At 61.7% G+C, this 25,640-nt stretch carries 22 protein-coding genes; 9 read left to right on the forward strand and 13 right to left on the reverse strand.

Features of this window, described 5'->3' with window-relative positions; translation table 11 throughout:
- Positions 1-27 precede the first annotated feature (27 nt).
- The 3 genes from ABD842_RS16300 (at position 28) to ABD842_RS16310 (ending at position 2,597) form a co-directional block, all read left to right on the forward strand.
- A complete protein-coding gene (locus ABD842_RS16300; RefSeq protein ID WP_345116282.1) occupies positions 28-660 on the forward strand; it encodes an LbetaH domain-containing protein in 633 nt (210 codons plus the stop codon).
- A 6-nt stretch (positions 661-666) separates the two neighbouring features.
- A complete protein-coding gene (trhO, locus tag ABD842_RS16305; RefSeq protein WP_345116284.1) occupies positions 667-1,620 on the forward strand; it encodes an oxygen-dependent tRNA uridine(34) hydroxylase TrhO in 954 nt (317 codons plus the stop codon).
- A 104-nt stretch (positions 1,621-1,724) separates the two neighbouring features.
- Entirely contained in the window at positions 1,725-2,597 is an 873-nt protein-coding gene (locus ABD842_RS16310; protein WP_345116287.1) for a nucleoside phosphorylase, read from the forward strand.
- A gap of 198 nt (positions 2,598-2,795) precedes the next feature.
- Here ABD842_RS16310 and ABD842_RS16315 read toward each other — a convergent pair whose 3' ends face one another.
- Both ABD842_RS16315 and ABD842_RS16320 read right to left on the reverse strand, forming a co-directional pair.
- Positions 2,796-3,095: a hypothetical protein gene (locus tag ABD842_RS16315; RefSeq protein ID WP_345116290.1), complete on the reverse strand. Its 300-nt coding sequence runs from the start codon at positions 3,093-3,095 to the stop codon at positions 2,796-2,798.
- Between the two features lie 121 nt (positions 3,096-3,216).
- Complete coding sequence (locus tag ABD842_RS16320; RefSeq protein ID WP_345116293.1) at positions 3,217-4,230, reverse strand: acyl-CoA reductase; 1,014 nt, start codon at positions 4,228-4,230, stop codon at positions 3,217-3,219.
- Between the two features lie 210 nt (positions 4,231-4,440).
- On the opposite strand from ABD842_RS16320, the gene ABD842_RS16325 reads away from it, so the two are divergent.
- Complete coding sequence (locus ABD842_RS16325) at positions 4,441-4,791, forward strand: 4Fe-4S dicluster domain-containing protein (RefSeq protein WP_345116296.1); 351 nt, start codon at positions 4,441-4,443, stop codon at positions 4,789-4,791.
- A gap of 121 nt (positions 4,792-4,912) precedes the next feature.
- Here ABD842_RS16325 and ABD842_RS16330 read toward each other — a convergent pair whose 3' ends face one another.
- Together ABD842_RS16330 and ABD842_RS16335 are read right to left on the reverse strand one after the other, a co-directional pair.
- Positions 4,913-6,076 (reverse strand): N-acetyl sugar amidotransferase, encoded by a 1,164-nt coding sequence (locus ABD842_RS16330; RefSeq protein WP_345116299.1) that lies wholly within the window; start codon positions 6,074-6,076, stop codon positions 4,913-4,915.
- A 54-nt stretch (positions 6,077-6,130) separates the two neighbouring features.
- The gene (locus ABD842_RS16335) at positions 6,131-6,958 is read right to left on the reverse strand and encodes a carbon-nitrogen hydrolase family protein (protein WP_345116302.1); all 828 of its coding nucleotides are present in this window, start codon (positions 6,956-6,958) and stop codon (positions 6,131-6,133) included.
- A gap of 318 nt (positions 6,959-7,276) precedes the next feature.
- On the opposite strand from ABD842_RS16335, the gene ABD842_RS16340 reads away from it, so the two are divergent.
- Complete coding sequence (locus tag ABD842_RS16340) at positions 7,277-9,958, forward strand: valine--tRNA ligase (protein ID WP_345116304.1); 2,682 nt, start codon at positions 7,277-7,279, stop codon at positions 9,956-9,958.
- A 150-nt stretch (positions 9,959-10,108) separates the two neighbouring features.
- Positions 10,109-12,154: a S9 family peptidase gene (locus ABD842_RS16345; RefSeq protein WP_345116307.1), complete on the forward strand. Its 2,046-nt coding sequence runs from the start codon at positions 10,109-10,111 to the stop codon at positions 12,152-12,154.
- A 94-nt stretch (positions 12,155-12,248) separates the two neighbouring features.
- Here ABD842_RS16345 and ABD842_RS16350 read toward each other — a convergent pair whose 3' ends face one another.
- From ABD842_RS16350 to ABD842_RS16360, 3 genes are all read right to left on the reverse strand, one after another.
- A complete protein-coding gene (locus ABD842_RS16350) occupies positions 12,249-12,461 on the reverse strand; it encodes a hypothetical protein (RefSeq protein ID WP_345116310.1) in 213 nt (70 codons plus the stop codon).
- 152 nt (positions 12,462-12,613) lie between these two features.
- Positions 12,614-13,999, reverse strand: a complete 1,386-nt coding sequence (locus tag ABD842_RS16355; protein WP_345116313.1) for a dihydrolipoamide acetyltransferase family protein — start codon at positions 13,997-13,999, stop codon at positions 12,614-12,616.
- Positions 14,000-14,169: 170 nt separating this feature from the next.
- On the reverse strand, positions 14,170-15,432 hold the full coding sequence (locus ABD842_RS16360; protein ID WP_345116316.1) for a competence/damage-inducible protein A: 1,263 nt from the start codon (positions 15,430-15,432) through the stop codon (positions 14,170-14,172).
- A 100-nt stretch (positions 15,433-15,532) separates the two neighbouring features.
- Here ABD842_RS16360 and ABD842_RS16365 point away from each other — a divergent pair, with 100 nt between their 5' ends.
- Together ABD842_RS16365 and ABD842_RS16370 are read left to right on the forward strand one after the other, a co-directional pair.
- Complete coding sequence (locus ABD842_RS16365) at positions 15,533-16,351, forward strand: DUF4197 domain-containing protein (RefSeq protein ID WP_345116319.1); 819 nt, start codon at positions 15,533-15,535, stop codon at positions 16,349-16,351.
- A gap of 159 nt (positions 16,352-16,510) precedes the next feature.
- Positions 16,511-17,284: a DUF4197 domain-containing protein gene (locus ABD842_RS16370; protein WP_345116322.1), complete on the forward strand. Its 774-nt coding sequence runs from the start codon at positions 16,511-16,513 to the stop codon at positions 17,282-17,284.
- A gap of 117 nt (positions 17,285-17,401) precedes the next feature.
- On the opposite strand, the gene ABD842_RS16375 is transcribed toward ABD842_RS16370, so the two are convergent.
- The 6 genes from ABD842_RS16375 to ABD842_RS16400 form a co-directional block, all read right to left on the reverse strand.
- A complete protein-coding gene (locus ABD842_RS16375; RefSeq protein ID WP_345116325.1) occupies positions 17,402-17,758 on the reverse strand; it encodes a hypothetical protein in 357 nt (118 codons plus the stop codon).
- Positions 17,759-18,046: 288 nt separating this feature from the next.
- The gene (locus ABD842_RS16380; protein ID WP_345116328.1) at positions 18,047-18,679 is read right to left on the reverse strand and encodes an ABC transporter ATP-binding protein; all 633 of its coding nucleotides are present in this window, start codon (positions 18,677-18,679) and stop codon (positions 18,047-18,049) included.
- A gap of 3 nt (positions 18,680-18,682) precedes the next feature.
- Positions 18,683-19,480, reverse strand: coding sequence for an acyl-ACP--UDP-N-acetylglucosamine O-acyltransferase (lpxA, locus tag ABD842_RS16385; protein WP_345116331.1), 798 nt, complete (start codon positions 19,478-19,480; stop codon positions 18,683-18,685).
- A 111-nt stretch (positions 19,481-19,591) separates the two neighbouring features.
- Positions 19,592-20,989 (reverse strand): bifunctional UDP-3-O-[3-hydroxymyristoyl] N-acetylglucosamine deacetylase/3-hydroxyacyl-ACP dehydratase, encoded by a 1,398-nt coding sequence (locus tag ABD842_RS16390; protein WP_345116333.1) that lies wholly within the window; start codon positions 20,987-20,989, stop codon positions 19,592-19,594.
- 120 nt (positions 20,990-21,109) lie between these two features.
- Positions 21,110-22,150, reverse strand: coding sequence for a UDP-3-O-(3-hydroxymyristoyl)glucosamine N-acyltransferase (lpxD, locus tag ABD842_RS16395; protein WP_345116336.1), 1,041 nt, complete (start codon positions 22,148-22,150; stop codon positions 21,110-21,112).
- A gap of 132 nt (positions 22,151-22,282) precedes the next feature.
- Complete coding sequence (locus tag ABD842_RS16400) at positions 22,283-23,515, reverse strand: HD domain-containing protein (RefSeq protein ID WP_345116338.1); 1,233 nt, start codon at positions 23,513-23,515, stop codon at positions 22,283-22,285.
- Between the two features lie 361 nt (positions 23,516-23,876).
- On the opposite strand from ABD842_RS16400, the gene porX reads away from it, so the two are divergent.
- Positions 23,877-25,442 (forward strand): T9SS response regulator signal transducer PorX, encoded by a 1,566-nt coding sequence (gene porX, locus ABD842_RS16405; RefSeq protein WP_345116341.1) that lies wholly within the window; start codon positions 23,877-23,879, stop codon positions 25,440-25,442.
- Positions 25,443-25,640: the final 198 nt, after the last annotated feature.

Consider the following 25,640-nt stretch of genomic DNA (forward strand, 5'->3'; position numbering starts at 1 on the left):
GCCGCCCGCCGGCGCTCTGCTGTCCCTATGGAAAATCCGGTTATCATTCTGGGCGCTCAAAGCCTGGGTATCAACGCCCTCGACGCCTTCACCAGCAACGACGTGGTGGTATACTGCCTGCTCGACGACGACGCCAAGCTCCAGAACACCGAGCTGAACGACGTGCCCGTGATGGGCAACACCGAAGACAAGCAGCTGCTGCAGCTGCTGGGCAAGAAGTGCGAGGTCTTCGTGGCCACCGAGGATACGGCCAGCCGCCGCAGCCTCACCAGCATGCTCCACGACGAGTACCAGGCCGTGCCCGTGAATGCCATTCATGCCCGGGCCAGCGTGTCGGCGCACGCCTGGCTGGGCCACGGCAACCTGATCAGCGCCGGGGCCGTGGTAGCCAGCAACAGCAAGCTGGGCAACGGCTGCCTCGTGGGTCCCAACGCCGTTATTGACGTGAAAGCCGAGCTGGCCGACTACGTGCAGGTGGGGGCGGGCGCCATCGTCAACGCCGGGGCCGTCGTGGCCGAGCAGGCTTTCATCGGACCCGGGGCCATTATCGTGGCCGGCGTCAAAATCGGCGCCAAGGCCCGGGTGGGCGCCGGCTCGGTCGTGGTAGCCGACGTACCCGCCAACCAGACCGTGTTCGGCAACCCGGCCGCTAAGATTTAATTCACAATGGACTACCGCGTTCTGCTTTACTACTGCTACTCGCCCATTGCCGACCCGGAAGATTTTCGGGACGAGCACCACCGGCTGTGCCTGCGCCTGCGCCTGCTAGGCCGTGTCATCGTGGCCCACGAGGGGCTGAACGGGACGGTTTCGGGGCTGACGGCCGACTGTGAAGAGTACATGCGCCTTGTCAAGGCCGACCCGCGCTTCGCGGCCCTGGAATTTAAGGTGGATGCCGTGCCGGCCCACACGTTTCAGAAGCTGCACGTGCGCGTGAAGCCCGAAATCGTGCACAGCAGCCTGCACCACACCCGGCCCCACGAGAAGACCGGCCAGCACCTCTCGCCCCAGGAGTTCAAGGCTCTCAAGGACTGCGACGACGTGGTGATTGTGGACGTGCGCTCCGACTACGAGTACAACGTGGGCCGCTTCAGGAACGCCGTGACCCTGGACATGGAAAACTTCCGCGACTTTCCCGAGCGGATCGAGAAGCTGCGCGCGTTCAAGGACAAGAAAATCCTGACCTACTGCACCGGTGGCGTGAAGTGCGAGAAGGCCAGCGCCTATTTGCTCGAGCAGGGATTCGAAAACGTGTACCAGCTCCACGGCGGTATCATTAAGTACGGCATCGAAACCGGCGGCGAGGACTTTGAGGGCAAGTGCTACGTGTTCGACAACCGGGTGACCGTGGACGTGAACCGCGTCAACCCGACCATCATTTCCCAGTGCCAGCACTGCGCCACGCCCTCCGACCGGATGGTGAACTGCGCCAACCCGCACTGCAACGCCCATATTCCGCTGTGCGAAGCCTGCAGCCAGCAGCTGGCCGGCGCCTGCTCGGCCGAGTGTCAGCAGCACCCCGACAAGCGCCCCTACGACGGTACGGGCACCTACCCCAAGCTCAGCAACAACTACAATCCCGAGCAGGGCCTGCTTTCGTACCGCGCCCCGGCCCGCTGATTTTCAATGATTTTTAGTTGTTGGTTTTCGGTTTTTGGTCCGACCAAACCAAGCAACAACGAACAGCCAAAAACCAAAAACCACCCACCAAAAACTGAATTCCCATGCCCATTCCCGAGTCCGAGCTGATTCTCAACAAAGACGGCAGCATCTACCACCTCAACCTGCTGCCCGACCACCTTTCCGATACCATCATCACCGTCGGCGACCCGGAGCGGGTGCCGCTGATCAGCCAGCACTTCGATTCCATCGAAACCATGATCAGCAAGCGCGAATTCGTCACCCACGTGGGCTACTACAAAGGCAAGCGCCTGACGGTAATTTCCACCGGCATGGGTACCGACAACATCGACATTCTGCTCAATGAGCTCGATGCGCTGGTCAACATCGACTTCGTGAGCCGGGAGCCGCGGCCACAGGAGGAGCGCATCCAGCTGCGCATCGTGCGCGTGGGCACCAGCGGCGCCCTGCAGGCTGATATTCCCGTGGGCTCCCACCTGGTCACGGAGCATGCCGTGGGCCTCGACTCGCTGATGCAGTTCTATCCGCTGGTCGAAACCGGGCTGGAAGTGGAAGTGGCCACCGGCATTCAGCAAACCCTCGATTTGCCTTACCGCCCTTACTGCGTGCGCGGCGCCGACCTGATCCGCGAGCAGCTCGGGGCGGGCATGATCGTGGGCAACACGCTTACCTGCCCCGGCTTCTACGGCCCCCAGGGCCGGGTGCTGCGCCTCGACCTGCGCCAGCCCGACCTGATCAGCCGGTTCCAGAATTTCCGCCACCAGAGCGCCGAAGGCGAGTTCCGCCTTACCAACTTCGAGATGGAAACCGCCGGCTACTACGGCCTGGGCCGGATGCTGGGCCACGAAATCGTGTCGCTGAACGCCATTGTGGCCAACCGCGCCACCGGCGAATTCGCCACCAACGCCGAGGCCACCGTCAACGATTTGATTGCCAAAACCCTGGACCGCATTTAAGCTATCCGGCCGCTTGGCGTGCCGGCACTGGTCGGGACGAGGTATAACACAAAGCACTCTGCTGCCGAGATGCGCAGTGCGCCAAACTGAAAAAAGCCCCAACGTACGCTAACGTTGGGGCTTTTTAGGTTTGGAGCGCTGCTGGTTGTTGTGCGGGACGGCTTGCTTCGTCCTGGCAATAAGTAAAAAACAGCCAGCTTAGTAGAATTCGAACCGTAGCACGGCCCGTACGGGCAGGGCGCCCCCGGCCTTCAGGGCCAGGTACTCTTCATCGGCGGCCCACACGGTGGTGTACACGCGTTTGGTGGCGCCGTCGGCCGTCCGGAAGTAGATGTCAACCTTGCCGTGGTAGCTGTTGCCGAGGAGGGCGGCCCGCGCTGCGTCGTGGTGGCGCTGCTGGCGGGTAACGGGGTTGGTCAGAACGTCGGTGGCGGGGTAGTGGAGGGTGGAGAGAACTTCTTTTTCAACGGTTTCAACAAGCTGCAGGTCAGAGGACATGGGGCAATAGGCGGTTGTAAGGGGCGGGGTGGAAACCAGGAATCCGAGCAGATTACATCCTGGCGCTGAGGAAGGAAACTTACGGCAGAGCCGTAGGAGTGGATGGTATTGAAGTCGGAAATTACACTAATTCTGCCAGAAAGGCCATGGTGTCAATGCCATCGGCGTAGTCCAGTACGGTCGGGCTCTGGGCCTGGCCGAAGGCAAAGCTGCCCGGGTACTGGTGGCCATCCGACACGATGCACTGAATCTGCTCGGCCGCGTCGGTGAGCTGGTCGGCCAGGTCCACTTCGCTGGTGTAGGTGCCGTAGTGGAGCACCGAAATGGGGGACACCAGCGCCGTGCCCGCCGTGAGCAGCAGAAAGCCGTTGTCGAAGTGGGGCACGGCATTCACGAGCAGAATGCTCTTGTTGTAGTCGTAGTTGTTCTGGTAGCGGTTGTGGTGCAAAACCGTGTGCCAGGGCTCCAGCGCGTCCAGCAGCGGGGTGAAGCTGTAGCCCTCGGGCACGTAGAGCTTGCTCACGTTGCGGCAGCCCAGGCCGTAGTACTGAAACAGGTCGCGCCCCAGCGCCGCCAGCGCCGTCGCCGGCTCCCGTCCGTTGAGAATCGCCAGGCTGGTGCGGTTGCGGCGGATCAGGTGGGGCTTCTTGCTGAAATAGTACTCGAAGTAGCGGGCCGTATTGTTGGAGCCGGTGGCAATGAAGGCATCGGCCTCGTTGAGGCGCTCCACAAAGGCCACGCGGTCGGCAAAGCGCGGCTCCAGCCGGATCAGCTCGTCGGCCGCCCAGCGCATCAGCAGCTTGTCTTCCGAGCTGGGCTTGGCCAGCAGCTGGTGCCCGCTGAGGAGCACGCACAGCAAATCGTGGAAGCCGACCAGCGGGATATTGCCGGCCATGACCACGCCCACGCGGCGGCTGGTGGTCGGCTCGGCCGGGTAGCGGCCGGCCCACTGGCGCAGGGTCGGCTCGTCGAGCAGCTGAGCCACGCCCAGCAGCGCCGCCCGCACGTTGGGCTCGTCAAACCAGTTGTTCTGGTTGCGGGCCCGGGCGGCCAGGTCGGTGATTTCGTCGGCGGTAAGCTGGTGGATGCGGTGGCCCAGGGCCACAAAGGCCGCAAGACGGTCAGATTGATTCATGGGAGAAAAGCTAGGGGAAGGGCTGGGGCCGCCACGGAAGCGGCGCTGCAAAAGTGGCAGGAAACCGGGAAAGAGCAGCCGGCGCTAAAAAACTCGGAAGAGTAGTCGTTAGTTTCTACTTTTGCCGGGCTGTAGCGGTTCCCGGCGGCCGGTTTTTTCGTAGGGAATGACGTAAGCAAATAGTATCACCAAAAAAAGAGGACAGCGGCAATGGCCATCATGATAACCGACGAGTGCATCAACTGTGGTGCCTGCGAACCAGAATGCCCCAACAATGCCATTTACGAGGGCGGGGCGCAGTGGCGCTGGGCCGACGGCACGGCGCTGAAGGAAGTACAGGTTGACGGTGGCGCCACCGTGGCCGGTACAACCCCGCAAACCCCGATTTCGGACGAGTACTACTACATCGTGTCGGACAAGTGCACCGAGTGCGTGGGCTTCCACGAGGAGCCCCAGTGCGCCGCCGTGTGCCCCGTCGACTGCTGCGTGGATGACCCCGACTACCGGGAAAGCCAGGAGAAGCTGCTCACCAAAAAGCAGTGGCTGCACGCCGAGGCCTGACCCTGCGCCGTCGTTGCCCAGGGCCAGGTACTCCGGCTTAGGCAACCAATGTCAGATCAAAAAGCCCCAACGTAGCACACGTTGGGGCTTTTGGTTGAACAGGCCGTGCGCCTGGGCCGCTTTAGGTGCCGCAGTTGAAATACTTGTCGTAGGCTGATTCGGGCAGCATGTTCAGGCGGCTGAGGACTTTGATGGGCCAGCGCAGGCGGCGGATGATGCGGTAGTTGTTGGGGTAGTCGCGGAAGGTGCGGGGTGGCGTATCCACGATGACGTCGAACTCGGCCCGGGTCAAGCCCAGGCGCTTGATGCACAGGTCGATGACCCGCTCATCCTCGATGGTGTTGATGCGGCTGACTTTGTCCAGGGCCACGGCCCGGCTCATCTGCCCGGAGCGGACCAGGGCCGAATAGTTGAACAGGCGCCGGTCGATGTTGAACTTGATGCGGTTGAGGTAGTAGATGACGCTCTGGTAGAGGTCGTCGAAGTAGTGGGCGCCGGGGTTCTGCCAGCCCAGCTCCCGCTCCAGCAGCACATCCACGTCCGTGCGCACGTAGTCGATGTGGTAAAGCAGGGTGACGGTTTTGATGCGCCGCAGGAAGGTGTAGTAGAACATTTCCTTCAGGTCCAGATTGAAGCCCGGGTCGTTGGGCGTCCAGGGCCGCAGGGGTACGGTGCCAAACTGCTTGTGCACGGCCTTGAGGTACTTGCCGTCGAGGAAATTCCAGGAAAGCGGGGCAATGCCTTCGGTGCGGAACGACTGCCCGATAATGATGCGTTGCACGCCCTCTTTGGCCGCTACGCCGTACAGGGCCGTGGCAATGCCCAGGTCGGTGCCTTGCTCCATGTCGGGGGTGGAGGCTTTGAGAAAGGCAAGTTTCAGGTCCTTGGATTCCCGCCAGTCGGAGGTAATGGTGCGTAGCTCCACGCCCAGCTTGCGGCAGGTGTTCACCATGTTCTCGCCGGCTACGGGGTTGCCGAAGCCGTCGTTGAAATGAACCGCCAGCGGACGCAGACCCAGCTGCGTGACGCAGTACCAGATGGTATAGGTGCTGTCGCGCCCGCCGCTGACGCCCAGAATGCAGTCGTATTTGTGCCCTTTACCCAGGCGTTTGATGTCGGCGGCGAGTTCCTGCACTTTGTGCTTGCCTGCTTCACCGAGCGGAAAGGTATGATCAAGCTTGTCATGAAGAGCACAAAAGTTGCACTCTCCGCGGGCATCAAACTGAATGCCGGGGACGGTAGTGTCCATGATACAGCGCGTGCAACAGTGGTAGCTGTGCGGCATAGGCAATAGAGAAGAAGGGAAGCGAAGGGAAATTGTGGGGAGAGGTAAGCGAAATCAGGGTTTGGGGAGCTCGTCGAAGCGGTAGCCCTTGCGGCGCAGCATGTCGCCGATGGCCGTGCCCTGCTCTGGGCGCACGGCCCGCGGCAGGTCGGCGACAATCAGCTCGCCGGCGAATTCGTTGAACGTGCCCTGGGCCCGGACGCCGGACGCATCCACGGCCAGGGAGCAGCCCACGCTTTTTTTGCCCTCGTACGGGCCGCCCACCACGTAGCCCACGGATGTGGTGCTGACCACGGTCAGGTTGTAGAGGCTGGCCAGAATAGAAAAAGGCTTCACCCATTTTTCCTGGTAGGGGTCCGACTCTTCCGTGATGGAGTAGTCGACCGTCCAGGAGGCCGGCGCCAGAATAACCTCCGCGCCCATGCGGGCCAGTACGTGCCCGATAGACAGGCCTTCGAGGTAGTTGTCGGCGCACACGTTCACGCCGATTTTGCCCAGCGGCGTGTCGACCACGTTCAGCGTGTGGCCCACGGCATAAAACGGCTGCTCGACCGTGAGAAGGTTGATTTTGTGGTACTTGATGATGATTTCGCCCTGCGGATTGATCAGGATGGCCGTGTTGTAGTTGCGGCCGTTCAGGGACTCGGTCAGGCCGGCGCACACGTAAATGTTGTGGCGCAGCGCTTCCTGGCAGAGCCGGTCGCTGAACAGGCCCGGAATCGGCTGGGCTTCGGTGAGGGCGCTGGGATGGGTCCAGGCAAAATCGAGCGTTTCGGGCAGCAGCACCAGGTCGCAGCTTTGCCGGGCAGCGTCGCTGATCATGCGGGCGGCCCGCTCCAGGTTCCGTTCCGGCTCCCCACCCTCCACCAGCAGCTGCCCCATGCCAATCCGAATGGTACTGGATGAGAAAGAAGCTGTTGTGGTAGGAGCAGGGGTAGGATCTGGTTTCCTGGTTTTCAGAAAAGAGAAAAGCGAAGCCATAGAGCAAAAGAGTGCGAAGGGGAAATAATCAGAAGTTATCCAAATCTGCTTAAACCTTCGCCGGTTTTTCTTGTCGCATCAAATTTACCTCCTTTCCTTTTACATGTACATTAAAACCATATTAATACCTGGAGCCGACGGGCTTAAGGGGGCTGGGTTTCTCACCCGGCGTGAAATGCCTACTTTTGCCGCTATTCCCAACTGCTTTTTCCCTTGACGATGTCCATCGCCAAAACCTATACGCCCGCCGACGTTGAAGCCAAATGGTACCAGCGCTGGCAGGAGCAGGGCTTTTTTAAAGCCAAAGCCAACCCCCGCAAGCAGCCCTACTCGGTCGTGATTCCGCCGCCCAACGTGACGGGCGTGCTGCACATGGGCCACATGCTCAACAATACGATTCAGGACGTGCTGGTGCGCCGGGCCCGCATGCAGGGCAAGGAAGCCTGCTGGGTGCCCGGCACCGACCACGCCTCCATTGCCACCGAAGCCAAGGTGGTGGCCCTGCTCAAGGAGCAGGGCATCGAGAAGAAGGATCTGACCCGGGAGCAGTTTCTGGAGCACGCCTTCGCCTGGAAGGAAAAGTACGGCGGCATCATCCTCGAGCAGCTCAAGCAGCTCGGCGCCAGCTGCGACTGGGACCGGACGCGCTTCACCATGGAGCCCGAGCTGACCCAGGCAGTACTGCGCGTATTCGTTGATCTGCACCAGAAGGGCCTGATTTACCGCGGCGTCCGCATGGTGAACTGGGACCCGCTGGGCCAAACCGCGCTGTCTGATGAGGAAGTAATTCCCAAGGACGTGATGGCCAAGATGTACTACCTGCGCTACGCAGTGGTAGCCTCAAGCCTCAGGCCGCAAGCTGCAAGCCAGAACGAAAGCTTGGAGCTTGCAGCTGACAGCTTGTGGCTCACTGTAGCCACTTCCCGGCCCGAAACCATCATGGCCGACGTGGCCGTGGCGGTGAACCCCAACGATGCGCGCTACACCCACCTGCACGGGGCCACGGTCCGCATTCCGCTGCTGGGCCGCGAAATCCCGGTGATTCTGGACGAGTACGTGAGCATCGACTTCGGCACGGGCGCGCTGAAGGTGACCCCGGCCCACGACCTGAACGACTACGAGCTGGGCGTGAAGCACAACCTGCCCGTTATCGACATTCTCAACAACGACGGCACGCTCAACGACAAGGCCGTGCTCTACGTGGGCCAGGAGCGGTTTGCGGCCCGCCGCAGCATCGTGAAGGATTTGGAGGAAGCCGGCCACCTGGTGAAGGTGGAGGAATACGCCAGCATCGTGCAGACCTCGGAGCGCACCAAGGCCGTGATTGAGCCGCGCCTGAGCATGCAGTGGTTCCTGAAAATGGAGCACATGGCCAAGCCGGCGCTGGAAGTGGTGGAAAACGACACCATAAAGCTGCACCCGGCCAAGTTCAAGAACACCTACCGGGTGTGGATGGAGAACGTGCGCGACTGGTGCATCTCGCGGCAGCTGTGGTGGGGTCAGCAGATTCCGGCTTTCTACCTGCCCGACGGCACCTACGTGGTGGCCCTGAGCGCTGAAGAGGCGCTGGAGCTGGCCCGGGAGCAGAGCGGCAACGCCGGGCTGCAGCTCACCGACCTGCGCCAGGATGAGGATGTGCTCGACACCTGGTTCTCGTCGTGGCTGTGGCCGATTTCGGTGTTCGACGGCTTCAAGGACCCCGACAACGCCGACATCAACTATTTCTACCCCACCAACGACCTGGTGACGGGGCCCGATATCCTGTTTTTCTGGGTGGCCCGCATGATTATGGCCGGGCTGGAATACCGCAAGGAAGTGCCGTTCCGCAACGTGTACCTGACCGGCATCGTGCGCGACGCCCAGGGCCGCAAGATGAGCAAGCAGCTGGGTAACTCGCCCGACCCGCTCGATTTGATCAAGCAGTTTGGCGCCGATGGGGTGCGGACCGGGATGCTGTTCTCGGCTCCGGCCGGCAACGACCTGCTCTACGACGAGAAGCTGGTGGAGCAGGGCCGCAACTTCTCCAACAAGCTCTGGAACGCCTTCCGCCTCACCCAGGGCTGGGAAGTGGACGCCTCATTGTCCTTCGTGAATGAAAAGGCCGTGGAGTGGTTCTCGGCCCGCCTGCAGGCTACCATTACAGAGCTGGACGAGCACTTCGAGAAGTTCCGCATTTCGGATGCCCTGATGACCGTGTATAAGCTGGTGTGGGACGACTTCTGCTCGTTCTACCTCGAAATGGTGAAGCCCGCCTATCTGGCGCCCATCGATGCCGAGACGCTCCGGCACACCACCGGCTTCCTCGAAACCCTGCTCAAGCTGCTGCACCCGTTCATGCCCTTCATCACGGAGGAAATCTGGCACGAGCTGGCCGAGCGGGGCCCCAAGGAGTACGTGTGCGTGGCCGCCTGGCCCAAAGCCAAGCCCGCCGCCGGCGCCGCCGACCTGGTTGCCCGCATGAGCAAGGCCCTCGACATCGTGGCCGGCGTGCGCGTCATCCGCAACCAGAAGGGTCTGGGCCCCAACAAGCCGCTGACCCTGGCTGCCAAAACCGACGACGCCAGCCTGCTGACCGATTACGACGCCGTTATCCGCAAGCTGGCGGCCCTCACCGAAATCAGCGTGGTCGACGCGGCCCCGGCCGCTTCCGTGGGCTTCGTCTCGGGCGGCGTGGAGTTCTTCGTGCCGCTGGAAGGCCAGATTGACCTCGGCGCCGAAAAGGAGCGCCTGGAAAAGGAAATCGACTACGCCCGCGGCTTCCGCGACTCGGTGCTGAAAAAGCTTTCGAACGAGAAGTTTGTGGCCAACGCCAAGCCCGACGTGCTGGAGCGCGAGCGGCAGAAGCTGGCCGATGCCGAAGCCAAAATCACGGCCCTGGAGCAGGGACTGACCGCGCTGTAAGTGCCTCCCGCTGGCTCAATGCGCAAGAGCCGCCTCGTACCCGGGGCGGCTCTTGCCGTTTCTGCGTTTCGCCCCATCACCTGATTCCTCCCCGGCCAATCCAGCCGCGCTCCGGCGCCCCGGTTAGGGCTGGCCCAACCCTTACTCTGCATGATGACTCCTCCCGTAGCCGCCCGCAAGCCCAAGGCGCTGGTTTCACTCTTCGGCACCCGCACCGACCATTACTACTGGCTCAATCAGCCCGAAGACCCGGCAGTGCTCAGCTACCTGAGCGCCGAAAACGCTTATTTTGAGCAGCAGATGGCCCCGGTCAAGGACCTGCAGGAAAGCCTGTTTCGGGAAATCAAGAGCCGCATCAAGGAGCAGGATGAGTCGGTGCCCTACCGCGACAACGGCTACTACTATTACACCCGCTACGAGCAGGGCGGCGAATACCCGGTTTACTGCCGCAAAAAGGGCCAGCTGACCGCGCCCGAGGAAGTGCTGCTCAATGGCAACGAGCTGAGCCAGGGCCACGACTACTTCGACATCGGCGGCCTGGAGGTGAGCGACGACAACCAGACGCTGGCCTACGCCGTGGATACGGTCAGCCGCCGCCTCTACACGCTGCGCTTCCGCAACCTGACCACCGGCGAGTTGTATGCCGAGGAGCTGCCCAACGCCAGCGGCGACGTGGTGTGGGCCACCGACAACCAGACGGTGTTCTACACCAAAAAGAACCCCGATACGCTGCTGCCCTACCAGGTGTACCGCCACACGCTCGGCGCCGACCCGGCCACCGACGTGCTGGCATATGAGGAAGCAGACGACACCTTCTACACCGGGGTGAGCCGCTCCAAGTCCCGGGAATACCTGTTTCTGCACCTGAGCAGCACCATGTCGTCGGAAACCCGGTTTCTGCGGGCCGATACGCCGGACGAGGCTTTCCGGCTGTTTCTGCCCCGCGAAGCCGACCACCTCTACGACGTGGAGCACTTCGGCCCCGACTTCTACGTGCGCTCCAACGCCGGGGCCCCGAACTTTCGGCTGCTGAAAACGCCCGTCGGTAGCCCCGCCCGCGCCGCGTGGCAGGAGGTGATTCCCCACCGCCCCGACGTGTTTCTGGAAAACATGGAGCTGTTTCAGCAGTACCTCGTGCTGGGCGAGCGGCAGGAGGGCCTGCTGCAGCTGCGCGTTATCCGGTGGCAGGACGGGCAGGAGCACTACCTCAACTTCGGCGAGCCCACCTACACGGCCTTCATCGGCATCAACCCCGAGTTCGAGACGCCCGTGCTGCGCTACGGCTACTCCTCGCTCACCACGCCCACTTCGACCTACGACTACGACATGACGGCCCGCACCCGGCAGCTGCTGAAAGAGCAGACCGTGCTGGGTGGGTTTGAGAAGCAAGACTACGTGACCGAGCGCGCCTACGCCCCGGCCACCGACGGCACCCGCATTCCCGTGTCCATCGTCTACAAGAAAGGCTTCAACAAGGATGGCCGCGCCCCGCTGCTGCAGTACGCCTACGGCTCCTACGGCTATTCCATGGACGCCACCTTCAGCTCAGCCCGTCTGAGCCTGCTCGACCGGGGCTTTGCCTACGTCATCTGCCACATCCGGGGCGGGCAGGAAATGGGCCGGCAGTGGTACGAGGACGGCAAGAAGCTCAACAAGAAAAATACCTTCACCGACTTCACCGACTGCTCCCGCTTCCTTATCGACCAGCAGTACACCGCCCCCGACCGGCTGTTTGCCATGGGCGGCTCGGCCGGCGGCCTGCTGATGGGCGCCGTTATCAACCTGCACCCGGAGTACTACCGGGGCGTGCTGGCCGCCGTGCCCTTCGTGGATGTGGTAACGACGATGCTCGACGAAACCATTCCGCTGACCACCGGCGAGTACGACGAGTGGGGCAACCCCAACGAGCAGCAGTACTACGACTACATGCTCTCCTATTCTCCCTACGACCAGGTCCGGGCCCAGGCCTACCCCAACCTGCTCGTTACCACCGGACTGCACGATTCGCAGGTGCAGTACTTCGAGCCGGCCAAGTGGGTAGCCAAGCTGCGCGCCCTGAAAACCGACCAGAATCTGCTGTTGCTGCACACCGACATGGCCGCCGGCCACGGCGGCGCCTCCGGCCGCTTCAAGTCCATCCACGACGTGGCCCGGCAGTTCGCCTTCATGCTGCTGCTGCTCGAACGAAACGCTTAGTCTAGCTGACTGACAACCAATAAGAAAGCCCCGTCATGCACGTATGACGGGGCTTTCTTATTGGGCAAAAACCGCGGCGGCGGGTCAGTGGCGCCTAGCGCGTCCGGGCGGTATCGGCGGCGGGCGTGGTACCGCGCCCGCCGCTGCCGTTGGCCTTCATCTGGAGCTGAAAGGTGACCTGCTCGCAGTCGGTAAAGCGCTGCTGCGAGACTTTCAGGGCTTCTTCCAGCCGGGTAATCTGCTGGTAGAGGTAGAGAATCAGGCCCAGAGACAGCAGCAGGGCGGCAAGAGTCAGCGCGTTTTTCATAAAGGAAGCGAAGGCAAAAAAAAGAACGTCATGCTGAGCGAAGCCGAAGCATCTCTACCGCTTGGTTGTAGTGGTGTTGATTACCAATCCAACATCAGCACGCGAGATTCCTCGGCTTCGCTCGGAATGACGTTCTGGGTTTCTAGCAGAACCTAGATGGCCGTGTTCGGGTCGAACTGCTCGAGGTAGTCGGCCACCTTGCGCACAAACATGCCGCCCAGCGAGCCATCGACCACGCGGTGGTCGTAGGAGTGCGAGAGGAACATGAAGTGACGCACGCCAATCAGGTCACCCTGAGGAGTTTCTATCACGGCCGGCTTCTTCTTGATGGCGCCCACGGCCATGATGGCCACCTGGGGCTGCATGATGATGGGCGTGCCCATCACGTTGCCAAACGAGCCCACATTGCTGAGCGTGTAGGTACCGCCTTCGAGGTCTTCGGCCTTGAGCTTGTTGGCCCGGGCGCGGTTGGCCAGATCGTTCATCTTCTTGCTCAGCCCGTTCAGGTTGAGCTGGTCGGCGTTGTGAATGACCGGCACGATGAGGTTGCCCGAGGGCAGGGCCACGGCCACGCCGATGTTGATGTCGCGCTTCTTGATGATGTAGTCGCCGTCGATGGAAACGTTGATCAGCGGGAAGTCCTGGATGGCGCGGGCTACGGCCTGGATGAAGATGGGCGTGAAGGTGAGGTTTTCGCCCTCGCGCTTCTTGTAGGCGTCCTTGTGCTTGTTGCGCCAGTTCACGATTTCGGTCACGTCGGCTTCCACGAAAGAGGTGACGTGGGGCGAAATACGCACCGAGTCGACCATGCGCTGGGCAATCATCTTGCGCATGCGGTCCATCTCGATCAGCTCCTGCCCACCGCTGACGGATGGCATCGGCTTGGAAGCGGTAGCGGCCGGAGCGGCGGCCTGCGAAGCTGCCGCCTGAGGCTGGGCCGGTGCCGCAGCCGGGGCTGGCGGAGTGGCGGCCTGGGGCGCGGGCGCGGCCTGGCCCAGCGGCTGCTTGCCGCCGGCCACGTAGTCCAGGATGTCTTTCTTGGTTACGCGGCCTTCGCTGCCGGTGCCGGGCAGGAATTCCAGGTTGGCCATCGAGATGCCCTCCTCGCGGGCAATGCTGAGCACCAGCGGCGAGTAGAAGCGGCCGGGCTGGGCCACGGCCGGGGTTTTGCCGGCCTGCGGGTCGCCCTGCTCGGGCATGTAGGGTACCGCGGCGGCCGGCGCGGCGCCGTTGACGGCCGGAGCCGCCTGCGGCGCGGCCGGGGCCGCCGCAGGAGCTGCTGCCCCGGCGGCAGCGGTATCGGTTTCGACGATGGCAATGGGCGCACCCACGGCCACTACCTGGCCTTCCTGCACCAGAATCTCCTGCAGTACGCCGGCGTAGATGGCGGGAACTTCGGTATCGACCTTATCGGTAGCCACTTCCAGCACCGATTCGTCCTGCTCAATGGCGTCGCCAACTTGCTTGAGCCATTTCAGGACGGTGCCTTCCATAATGCTTTCGCCCATCTTGGGCATCACCATTTCCACTCGTGCCATGCGGTAGTTTTCTTGGGTTGGGATTGTTGGGTGGGGAGTTTAGTGCCGCAAAGGTAGCAGAAAGCCGCAAGCCGGCGGGCTTTTCGGGCCAAGCACCAGCCGCAAAGGAAAAGTGACGGGAGCCGGCGGCGGAAAATGCCAATAGCCCAGGCACCAGGTTTGGCGGTGGGCTACTGCGCTGGCAGAGCCGGCAGGCTCAGGCGCAGCAGGTTGAGCAGGCTGTTGGTGGCGTAGTCGATGTTGAGCTGGCGGCCGCGGTTGAAGACGATCTTACGGGCTACGGTCTGGTGAGCGTCGGCGTAGGCCAGCCAGAACGTGCCGACCGGCTTCTCGTCGGTGCCGCCGTCGGGGCCGGCAACGCCGCTGGTGGCCAGGGCCACATCTACGCCCAGGCACTGGCGGGCGCCTTCGGCCATCTGCCGCACCACTTCCTCGCTCACCGCGCCATGTGCAGCCAGGGTTTCAGGCAGCACCCCCAGCTCTTTGATTTTGATGTCGTTATGATACGAAATGATGCTGCCCAGAAAGTAGCGGGAGCTGCCCGCGACGCTGGTGAGCTTGTGGGCCACGTAGCCGCCGGTGCAGCTCTCGGCGGTGCCCACCGTAAGGCCACGCTCGGCCAGCAGCAGCCCCACAGCCTGCTCCAGCGGAATGTCGGTTTCGGCGAAGATGTGGCTGCCGAGCCGCTCGCGGAGCGTGGGCAGCAGGGCTTGCATGCGGCCGCGCAGGTCGGGCTGCCCGTCGGCCTGGCCGGTCAGGCGCAGGCGCACGGCCCCCAGTGAGGGCAGGTAAGCCAGCTTGATATTGGGCGGCAGCGCATCTTCCCAGTCGGCAATCAGCTCGGCCAGAAACGACTCGCCCAGGCCCACGGTCTGCACCACGATGTGCTCGATGGGCGGCACCTGGAAGTGGCGGGCCAGCCGGGGCAGCACCGTGTCGGTCATCATGCGCTTCATCTCGAAGGGTACGCCGGGCATGCTCACGAACACGGTGCCCTTATCCTCAAACCACATGCCGGGCGCCGTGCCTACGCTGTTGCGGACGGGCGTGCAGGTGGCGGGCAGAAAGGCCTGCTGGCGGTTTACTTCCAGCATGGGCCGGTTGAAGCGGGCAAAGATGGCCTCCACGTCGCGCAACGACGACTCGTTGAGCACCAGCTCGGTGTTGAAGTACCCGGTAAGAATGTGCTTGGTCAAATCGTCCTTGGTGGGGCCCAGGCCGCCGGTAGTCAGCACCAGGTCGGCCCGGGTGCGGGCCAGGTCCAGGGCCGTCACGATTTCGTCGGCCCGGTCCGACACGCTGGTAATCTGCCGGACCCGAATCCCCAGCTTGCCCAGCTCCTGGCCCAGGAAGGCCGAGTTGGTATCGATTACCTGTCCGTAGAGCAGCTCGTCGCCGATGGTGATGATTTCCGCGTGGGGCAGCTTAGGCATAAGGCTCGGGTTAGGAAGGAGGGCGAATTTGGTGCAATTTGTGCCCTTGAGCGAATAAGACCACCACAAAGGGCGTCTGGTTTTCGTTTTTTTTATGACAATGACCCGTTTTCGTATCCTGCTGGCCGTCGCGGCCCTGTCGTTGGCTGGTGCTCCCGCGCTGCAGGCCCAGACCAAGAAGACCACGACCACCACCAAAAAGACTACCGCCAGGAAGCCGGTAGTCAAAAAGCCCGTAGCCAAGCCCGCCACCACGACCAAGACCACGGTGAAAACAACCGTGCCGGTAGTGCCCGTGCTGCCGCCTCTCACCGCCGACATAGCCAGCGCGGCCCTGCACGAAGCGCTGACTACCAGCATCACCAAGGCCGTGGCCGAAGCCAGCGCCCCCGACGGCTTCAACGCCAACGCCGACATCCGCCTGGCCACGCCGCCCGAGGCCGAGCTGGTCTCGACCACGCTGCGTACGCTGCGCCTGGGCGCCCTGGTTGATAACTTCGAAGTGGCCCTGAACCATGCGGCCGAAGCCGCCTCCGCCGAGGCCAAGCCGATCTTCGTGAATGCCATTCAGAACATCACCTTCAACGACGCGCTGAGTCTGCTTACCAGCCGGGAGCCGGACGCGGCCACGCTCTACCTGAACGAGAAAACCTCGCCCCAGCTGGTCGCGGCCTTTACGCCCATCATGCAGGCATCATTGGAAAAGGCCGGTGCCACCAAGCTTTACGCCGAGATGGTCGCCCGCTACAACAAGATTCCGCTGGTCACCAAGCTCGACCCCAGCCTGACCACCTACGCCACCCAGCAGACCGTCAATGGCCTGTTTTCGTTGATGGCCGCCGAGGAAGGCCGCATCCGCCTGAACCCGGCCGCCCGCACTTCCGAGCTGCTGAGCCGCACGTTCGGCCGCAGCAAGTAGGTCGCCGCAGCACTGGCCTGAGTTGAACGGTCCGGGAAGCCCCTTGTGGTCTTGCCGGACCGTTTGTCGTATAGCGCGGAAGTAGTAACTTTTTGGTCCGGTTTCTGTCTGATCAGCTATGCCGGCCGCGTTGGTCGCTTCCCCTTTCTGCTTCCGGATATGAAAACTCTGCGCTATTCTCTGCTTGCTGCCGCCGTGCTGGGCCTTCACCTGAGTGCCGCTGCCCAGGTGTTCAACCTGCCCAAGATTGCCGACCTCATCAAGGCCAGAACCGGCACGACCACCACGACGACGACGACGACCACCAAAACCTCCAAAGGCAGCCTGAGCCAGAACGAAGCGGCTCTGGGGCTGAAGGAGGCGCTGACTCAGGGCATTTCCAAGGGCGCCGACCAGGCTTCCCGGCAGGATGGCTTCTACCTGAACAAGCTGATCCGCATTCCCTTCCCGCCCGATGCCCAGCGCGTGGCCACCACGCTCCGCGCCATTGGCCTGGGCTCCCAGGTCGATAAGTTCGAGCTGTCGTTGAACCGCGGAGCCGAAGACGCTGCCCGGAGTGCCAAGCCCATCTTTATCTCCGCCATCAAGAGCCTGACCTTCAACGATGTGTGGGGTATCCTGACCGGGCAGAAGGATGCGGCCACCAACTACCTCAAGCGCACGACCACCGCCCAGCTCACCACGGCCTTCAAGCCCATCATCCAGCAGAGCCTGGATAAGGTGAGTGCCACGCAGTACTACACGGGCCTGGTCACGCGCTACAATCAGATTCCGATGGTGAAGCCGGTTAACCCCGACCTGAACCAGTACGCTACCGACAAAGCCATCGGCGGCCTGTTCACCCTCATTGCCCAGGAAGAAGCCAACATCCGCGAAAACCCGGTGGCCCGCACCACCGAAATCCTGCGCCGCGTGTTTGGGTCGCGAGGCTAGGTCAGAGGCAAGGGGCAGCGCACTGGCTTCGCCCGGCAAAACAGGAAAAGGCCGCCGGTAGTGCTACCGACGGCCTTTTCCTGTTTTGAGGGCGGACAACGAAGTTCTGATGCCCGGCTAATAATCGTCGTCGTCGTAGCGGCCTTTGCTGCGGCCGCGGCTGGTGTAGGTATCCTCATCATCGTCGTCGTCGGCGAAGTCATCGTCATCGTCGAGGCTGGCGAAGCCGCGGCGGGAGTCGGGGTCTTCGGCGGCTTCCGCGGTGGTAAATTCCTCCTCCGTCATGGTTGCCAGGTCCAGGGCTTCATCGTGGGAAGAGCCCGTGTCGCGCCACATCAGGTAGTCGGCGTACTTGGCCGAGAGGCGGTCTTCGGAAGTGCCGCGGGTAGCGCTGCCACCCGATTTGGCGAAGTTATCCAGCTCGTCATCGTCGCCGAGCAGGTCATCATCCTCGAAGTCGTCGTGTTGTTTCATAGCCGGGTCAGGGCGGTAAGGGGTGAAAGATGGGGAATGCAGCCAGCGTGCTTGCCGCTGCGAAGATACGGCGGAAGCCCTTTGCGGTTAATTGCGGAGGCGGAAAATAAGTTGCCGCAAGGCCCGGAAATTTACGCTGACCGGTGAGTGAGCCCGCCAAGCTGCCTTCACCCCGGGAACGGCCGCCCCAAATCCGGAAGCAGCTGCCCGGCTCCGATAGCCGGGTATTGCTGAAAAAGCTCCCTGCCAGCCCATGAAGTCATAGCTGGCCCGCCTCAATCCGCCGGATCAGCGGGCAGCCTTGGCGCCAAAATCTGTGACGCTGAGCTGCTGGGGGCAGAAGTCGTACTCTTCCGGCACGTTGGAGCTGACCAGCACCAGGCGGCCGGGCGCGGTGGCGCGCACGTGCTCGCGGTACCAGTCCACGCCGGTGCGGTCCAGGTTGGTGGTGGGCTCGTCGAGCAGGAGCAGGGGCGTATCGGCGTACAGGGCCAGGGCCAGCTTGAGGCGCTGCTTCATGCCGCTGGAAAAGTCGCGGATCAGCTTGTGACGCGACTTTTCCAGGTACATCAGCGCAATCAGGTCGGCCGGGCTGAGGCCCGGCCGCAGGGGCTTGAAGCGGGTGTGGAAGTGCAGCAGCTCAGCCAGGGTGAGCTCCTCAATCAGCTCCAGGTAAGGCGCGCAATAGGCCAGCAGTTGGGGCACGTCTTCCACAGCCACGGGCTGGCCGGCGTGCTCGTAGGCCAACGTGCCTTCGGAGGAAAGCAGCTGGCCGGAGAGGGTGTTGAGCAGGGTGCTTTTGCCCGAGCCGTTGGGACCCAGGATGGCCGTGGCCGTGGCGGGTTCAAATACGTGGGTCAGGCCCCGAAAGATCCACTCCCGCTGGAAGCGCTTGCCCAGCCCGTTGGCAGCAATGCGCACGGGTTACTCGGCGCTGCTGCCGTTGCGCGAATAGCCCTTAATCACGCCGCGGCCCGAGTTGCGTACGAAGTTGACCACTTCGTCGCGCTCCGGCGAGGGCAGCAGCTCCAGCTCGATTTTGTCCAGCGCGTCGTTGTTGTTCAGACCGCTCAGAAACAGCAGGCGGTAGAGCTGCTGGATCTCGCTGATCTTGGGGTCGGAGAAGCCGCGGCGGCGCAGGCCGATGGAGTTGATGCCGCTGTACGTCAGCGGCTCACGGCCGGCCTTCACGAAGGGCGGCACATCTTTACGAATCAAAGAGCCACCCGAAATCATGGCGTGCTGGCCTACTTTCACGAACTGATGCACGGCCGAGGTGCCGCCGATAATGGCGTAGTCGCCGATTTCGACGTGGCCGGCCAGCTGTACGCCGTTGGCCAGCACGCAGTGGTTGCCGATGATACAGTCGTGGGCCACGTGCACGTAGGCCATCAGCAGGCAGTTGGCGCCCACCACGGTTTTGAGTCGGTCCACGGTGCCGCGGTTCACGGTCACGCACTCCCGGATGACGGTGTTGTCGCCGATGATGACGATGGTTTTCTCGCCGGCAAACTTCAGATCCTGGGGCATGGCGGCAATGACGGCGCCGGGAAAAATCTTGCAGTTCCTGCCAATGCGGGCGCCCGACATAATCGTCACGTTCGGGCCGATCCAGGTGCCTTCCCCGATTTCAACGTCCTTGTCGATGGTCGTAAACGGCTCCACCACGACGTTTTGCGCAATCTTGGCTTCGGGGTGGATATAGGCGAGCGGCTGGTTCATTCTTTGATTAATTCTGAATTATGAATTCTGAATTATGAATTGGGAAATGTGCAGTGGCAATTATCAGGCCCTGAACCATTCAGAATTCATAATTCAAAATTCAGAATTTGATTAGGCTTCCTTCTTGACGATGGCGGCGCTCATCTCGGCTTCCATCACCACTTTACCGTTCACGAAGGCCTGGCCTTTCATTTTGGCAATGCCGCGCTTGACAGGAGCTAACAGCGCACAGCGGAAAATGATTGTGTCGCCGGGCTTCACCATCTTCCGGAAGCGGCAGTTTTCGATGCCGATGAAGTAGGGGGTGTAGTTTTCCGGGTCGGGCACGGTGTTCAGCACCAGAATGCCGCCGGTCTGGGCCATGGCCTCTACCTGCAGCACACCCGGAAAAACCGGGTTGCCGGGGTAGTGGCCCTGGAAAAACGGCTCGTTCATGGTCACGTTCTTGATGCTCGTGACGGTGGTGGAATCCAGGTGAATCACCTTGTCGATCAGCAGGAAGGGGTAGCGGTGGGGCAGCACCTGCATGATCTGGTTGATGTCCATGACCGGCGTGCGGGCCGGGTCGTAGCTGGGCACCGAGGAGGCCGCGTTAGCCTCCAGCATCTTCTTCTTGATTTTCTTGGCAAAGGCCACGTTGGCTGCGTGGCCGGGGCGGGCCGCCAGAATCTGGCCTTTCAGCGGGCGGCCCACCAGGGCCAGATCACCCACCAGATCGAGCAGCTTGTGGCGGGCGGGCTCGTTTTTGTAGCGCAGGTCGACGTTGTTGAGGATGCCTTCCTTTTTCACTGCCACCCTGGGCTTGCCCAGCATGGTGGCCAGGTCGCTCAGCTCGTCCTCGCTCACCACGCGGTCGACCACTACAATGGCGTTGCTCAGGTCGCCGCCCTTGATCAGGTTTTGCTTGTAGAGGGCTTCGAGCTCGTGCAGAAAGCAGAACGTGCGCGACGAGGAAATCTCGGCCGTGAACTGGGCAATGTCGTTCAGCGAGGCGTGCTGCGAGCCCAGGACCGGGGAGTTGTAGTCCACCATCACCGTCAGGCGGTAGTCGTTGAGCGGCAGGGCGGCAATTTCCACGGCCCGGCCGTGCTCCACGTAGCGGATTTCCTCGGGAATCTCGAAGTAGTTGCGCAGCGCGTTCTGCTCTTCCAGGCCGGCTTCCATGATGGCCTTGATGAACTCGTAGCTGGAGCCGTCCATGATGGGCGGCTCGGGGCCGTCGAGCTGAATCATCACGTTGTCGATCTGCAACCCGACCAAAGCGGCCAGCGTGTGCTCCACCGTATTGACCCGGGCGCCGTTCTGCTCGATGGTGGTCCCGCGGCTCAGGTCTACCACGTTGTCCACGTCGGCATCCACGATGGGCTGGCCGGGCAAGTCGATGCGCTGAAACTTGTAGCCGTGGTTGACCGGGGCCGGGCAGAAGGTCATGGTGGCCGTGACGCCGGTGTGCAAGCCAATGCCGCTGACGGTCACGGAAGCCTTAATCGTGTGTTGCTTGTCGTTCATTTGGGGTAGCTGCAAGCTGTAAGCCGCAAGCTGCAAGCGAGAAGTCGGAGAAAAATTAAATACAAGGCTTCAAGCTTGCAGCTTGCGGCTGACAGCTTGTGGCTCTTCCAAAAGGCAAAGCTAGGACTTTTCCGGCGTCTGCTTCGTATTCTCCAGATCACTCAGGCGGCGCTCGATTTCGGGCAGGTGGCGGAAAATGGCGTTGGCCCGCAGGCTGTCGCGCAGATTGAAGGCCGGGGAGCCCTGCAGCAGGATGCCTTCGGTTTTGGTCGACTTGCCCACGCCCGACTGGGCCGTGACGGTGGTGCGGTTGGCCAGGGAGATATGGCCGGCAATGCCGGTCTGGCCGGCCAGCACGCAGAAGTCACCGATTTTGGTGGAGCCCGAGATGCCCGTCTGGGCCGCTACTACCGTGTGGCGGCCGATTTCCACGTTGTGGGCAATCTGCACGAGGTTATCGATTTTGGCGCCCTCGCGGATGAGGGTCGAGCCCAGGGTGGCGCAGTCGATGGTGGCGTTGGCGCCCACGCTCACGTTGTCTTCCAGCACCACGTTGCCGATCTGCGGGATGGTGCGGTAGGAGCCGTCGGGCTGGGGCGCGAAGCCAAACCCATCGGCGCCGATGATGACCCCGGAATGGATGGTGCAGCGGGCCCCGATGACGGTTTCGGCGTAGATCTTGGCCCCGGCGTAGATGATGGTGCCGTCGCCAATCACGCACCGGTCGCCGATGTAGGCCTGGGGGAAGATGACCACGTCGCGGCCGATGCGGCAGTTTTCGCCGATGTAGGAAAACGCGCCCCGGTAGTGGTTGTCGCCGATTTCGGAGCCGGCCCCCATAAACGCGGGCTCCTCCACGCCGCGCCGGCCGGTACGCGTGGCCTGCTGGTAGAATTCGAGCAGGGCGCTGAAGCTGGTGTAGGGGTCGTCGACGCGGATCAGGGCGGCCGTTACGGGCTTGTGCAGCACCTGGGTGCGACTCACGATAACGGCCGATGCGCCGGTGGTGTAGAGGTGGGGCTCGTACTTGGCATTGGCCAGAAACGACAGCGCGCCGGCCTGGGCTTCCTCAATCTTTGCTAACCGGTCAATGCGTTGGGAGGCGTCGCCTTCGACTTCGCCGTGCAGCACTTCCGCAATCTGGCCTACGGTAAATTCCATGGGGGCAAAAGTAGGGGTTGGTTTTTGGTTTTTAGTTTTTGGTTTTTCGTTATAAAGCTAGAACGTTGCTGCATTGAACCTAAGCCCAGGAAGGCCTACCCAAAAACCATCAGCCAAAAACCAAAAACCAGCTCACCCCGCAATTTCCTTGGGGTAGCAGATGTAGTGCTTCTCTACCCGCTGGCCCAGGGCCCGGATGTTGGGCAGGTCGGAGGCTTCGGCCACGTTGACGACGTGCCCGCGCTTGGTGAGCACCTCAATGGCGTCCTTGCCGTCGGCATCGTAGGCGTTGTTGCTGATGCGGCCCGAGAGCATAAGCTGGCCGGCATCCTCCAGGGAAAGGGCAAAATGCTCGGCAATGAGCTCCACGACGCCTTCCTTGAACTCCTTATCGAAGGGCTCGGTCTGGAGGATGATCTTGAACAGCTTGCGGTCCAGGATGCTGCGCGACATGTAGCTGAGGACCTTGTCGGGGTGGCTGACCCACATCTTCACGCCGCTCCACACGTCGGTGTCGTCGAGCTGCACGAAGCGCTGCAGGATGGTAGCGTCCTGCTCGAAATCGGTGATGGTGACGGGCTTGGAGAGGAAAAAGTGCAAATCCGGGGAGGCGGGCACTTCGTGGCCGGAGCGCACCAGGTCGCGGGCCCGCTGGATGATGCGGATAATCATCTGCTCGGCGCTGGTCACGGTCTTGTGCAGGTACACCTGCCAGTACATCAGCCGGCGGCTGACCAGGAAGTTCTCGATGCTGTACACGGCTTTTTCCTCCAGCACCAGCTTTTCATCCACCACGGTGAGCATCTTGATGAGGCGGTCGGCGCCGGGGCGGCCCTCCTGCACGCCGGTGTAGAACGAGTCGCGGTTGAGGTAGTCGAGGCGGTCCATGTCGAGCTGGCTGCTCACGAGCTGGTGGAAAAAGGGCCGCTCGTAGGTGCCCCGGAAGATGCGGATGGCCAGGTCGAGCCGGCCTTCGTGCTCGGCATTGAGCTTCTGCATCAGGTACAGACTCAGGTGCTCGTGGTGGACTTCGTGAAAAATGGCGGTTTCCAGGGCGTGGGAGAGCGGGCCGTGGCCGATGTCGTGGAGCAGGATGGCAATGAGGGCGGCCTCGCCTTCCTTGGCCGAAATCTTGACGCCCTTGTCCTTGAGCGTGCGCAGGGCCAGCGTCATCAGGTGCATGGCGCCCAGGGCGTGGTGAAAGCGCGTGTGCAGGGCCCCGGGATATACGAAGGCGGTGAGGCCCAGCTGCTGAATCCGGCGCAGGCGCTGAAAGTAGGGGTGCTCAATGAGGTCGAACAGCAGCTCGGTGGAGATGGTGACGAAGCCGTAGACCGGGTCGTTGAAGATTTTTTTCTTATTCAAGGGAGCAAGGCTGAGGACAAACTTTTCGGCGGGTGTAGGGTCTAACAATCGGGGGAGCGGGAAAACCGCAATACGGAAGCCCGGGCCGGCCGGCCGGTCCGGCTCTGGAACTCAACCCAACATTTTTCGGCTTCTTTACGGCGGAGTCGGCGCGGAAATATCGGCGCAACGTAATTTTTCACAACCAAAAACCAGGGATTGGGAGTAAAGCTACTTATTGAACCGCGTTTGCAACTTGCCCGGGCCCTTTCGCTTCTATTAGGGAGCTAAGTCGGGCCGGGTTCCGCAACGGCGGCTGGTTTCACCCGAACGTACGGCCGTGGCCGCCGCGTTACCATTTAAGTCTTCCCAAAATCCCCATATGCAACGCTACTCCATTCTCTGGGCCGATGACGAAATTGACCTGCTCAAGCCCCACATTCTCTTCCTGACCGAAAAAGGCTACGACGTGACCGGCGTCAATTCCGGCGCCGACGCCATCGAGCAGGTGCAGGAGCAGAACTTCGACATCGTGTTCCTGGACGAGAACATGCCCGGCCTCTCGGGCCTGCAGACCCTGACCGAAATCAAGGCCGCCAAGCCCACGCTGCCGGTCATCATGATTACCAAGAGCGAGGAAGAGCACATCATGGAGGACGCCATCGGCTCCAAGATTGCCGACTACCTCATCAAGCCCGTCAACCCGAACCAGATTCTGCTCAGCGTGAAGAAGGTGCTCGACAACAAGCGCCTGATTTCGGAAAAGACCAACAGCAGCTACCAGCGCGACTTCCGCCAGCTCGGCATGCAGCTCGGCGACCGGCTCAGCCCTTCGGAGTGGACCGACGTGTACAAGAAGCTGGTGTACTGGGAGCTGGAAATCGACGAGACCGAGGGCAAGAGCATGGCCGAGGTCTTCAACATGCAGAAGGACGAGGCCAACAACTACTTCTCCAAGTTCATCATGGAGAACTACGAGGAGTGGGTCAACAAGGAGGTAAAGGATGCGCCCCTGATGTCGCACGAGCTGTTTAAGGAGCGCGTATTCCCGTATCTGAAGGAAACCGGCGACACGCCCGTCTACTTCCTGCTCATCGACAACCTGCGCTACGACCAGTGGAAAACCCTGGAGCCCATCATTGCCGAGCTGTTCACCGTGGACCAGGAGGAAATGTACTACTCCATCCTGCCCACCACCACGGCCTACGCCCGCAACGCCATCTTCTCGGGCATGATGCCCGGCGAGATTCAGAAGAAGTATCCCAACCTGTGGGTGACCGACGACGACGACGAGGGCAAGAACCTCAACGAGGCTGAGTTCATGGAAATCATGTTCCAGAAGGCCAACCAGAAACACAAGTTCAGCTACCACAAGGTAACTAACCTGCAGGCCGGTAAGGACCTGGTGGGCAAGATGAGCAACCTGCACAACAATTATAAGTGCAACGTCATCGTGTATAACTTCGTGGACATGCTCAGCCACGCCCGCACCGACATGGCCATGATCCGGGAGCTGGCCGCCGACGAGTCGGCCTACCGCAGCCTGACCAAGTCGTGGTTTCTGCACTCGCCGCTGTATGAAATCATCCAGCAGATTGCCGAGAAGAAGGGCAAGATGATCATCACCACCGACCACGGCACCATTCGGGTGAAGCGCCCGTTCAAAATCGTGGGCGACCGGAACACCAACACCAACCTGCGCTACAAGCACGGCAAAAACCTGGGCTTCACCGACAAGGACGTGTACGTGGTGCGCAAGCCGGAGCGCATCTTTCTGCCCCGCGAAAACGTGAGCACCGCCTACGTCTTCACCCTGGGCGACTACTTCTTCGCCTACCCCAACAACTACAACTACTACGTGAACTACTACAAGGACACGTTCCAGCACGGCGGCATCTCCCTGGAGGAGGTCATCATCCCGTTCGTGACGCTGAGCCCGAAGGGGTAGTAGCAGCAGAGTTTGAGCACATTCGCAGCGGCGGGCATCTTCGGAGGCCCGCCGCTTTTGTTTTCGCCGTTTCCCGGCTGCCCGGCCCGCCCGGGGCTGTACAAGTCATTTAGGTTTTTTTAAATCACTCATACAAGCGTTGTATGAGTGATTTTGGATTTTTGAAAACGGTCATACAAGGTTTGTATGAGTGGTTGC

Source organism: Hymenobacter algoricola (genome assembly GCF_039539525.1).
Classification (GTDB): Bacteria; Bacteroidota; Bacteroidia; order Cytophagales; family Hymenobacteraceae; genus Hymenobacter; species Hymenobacter algoricola.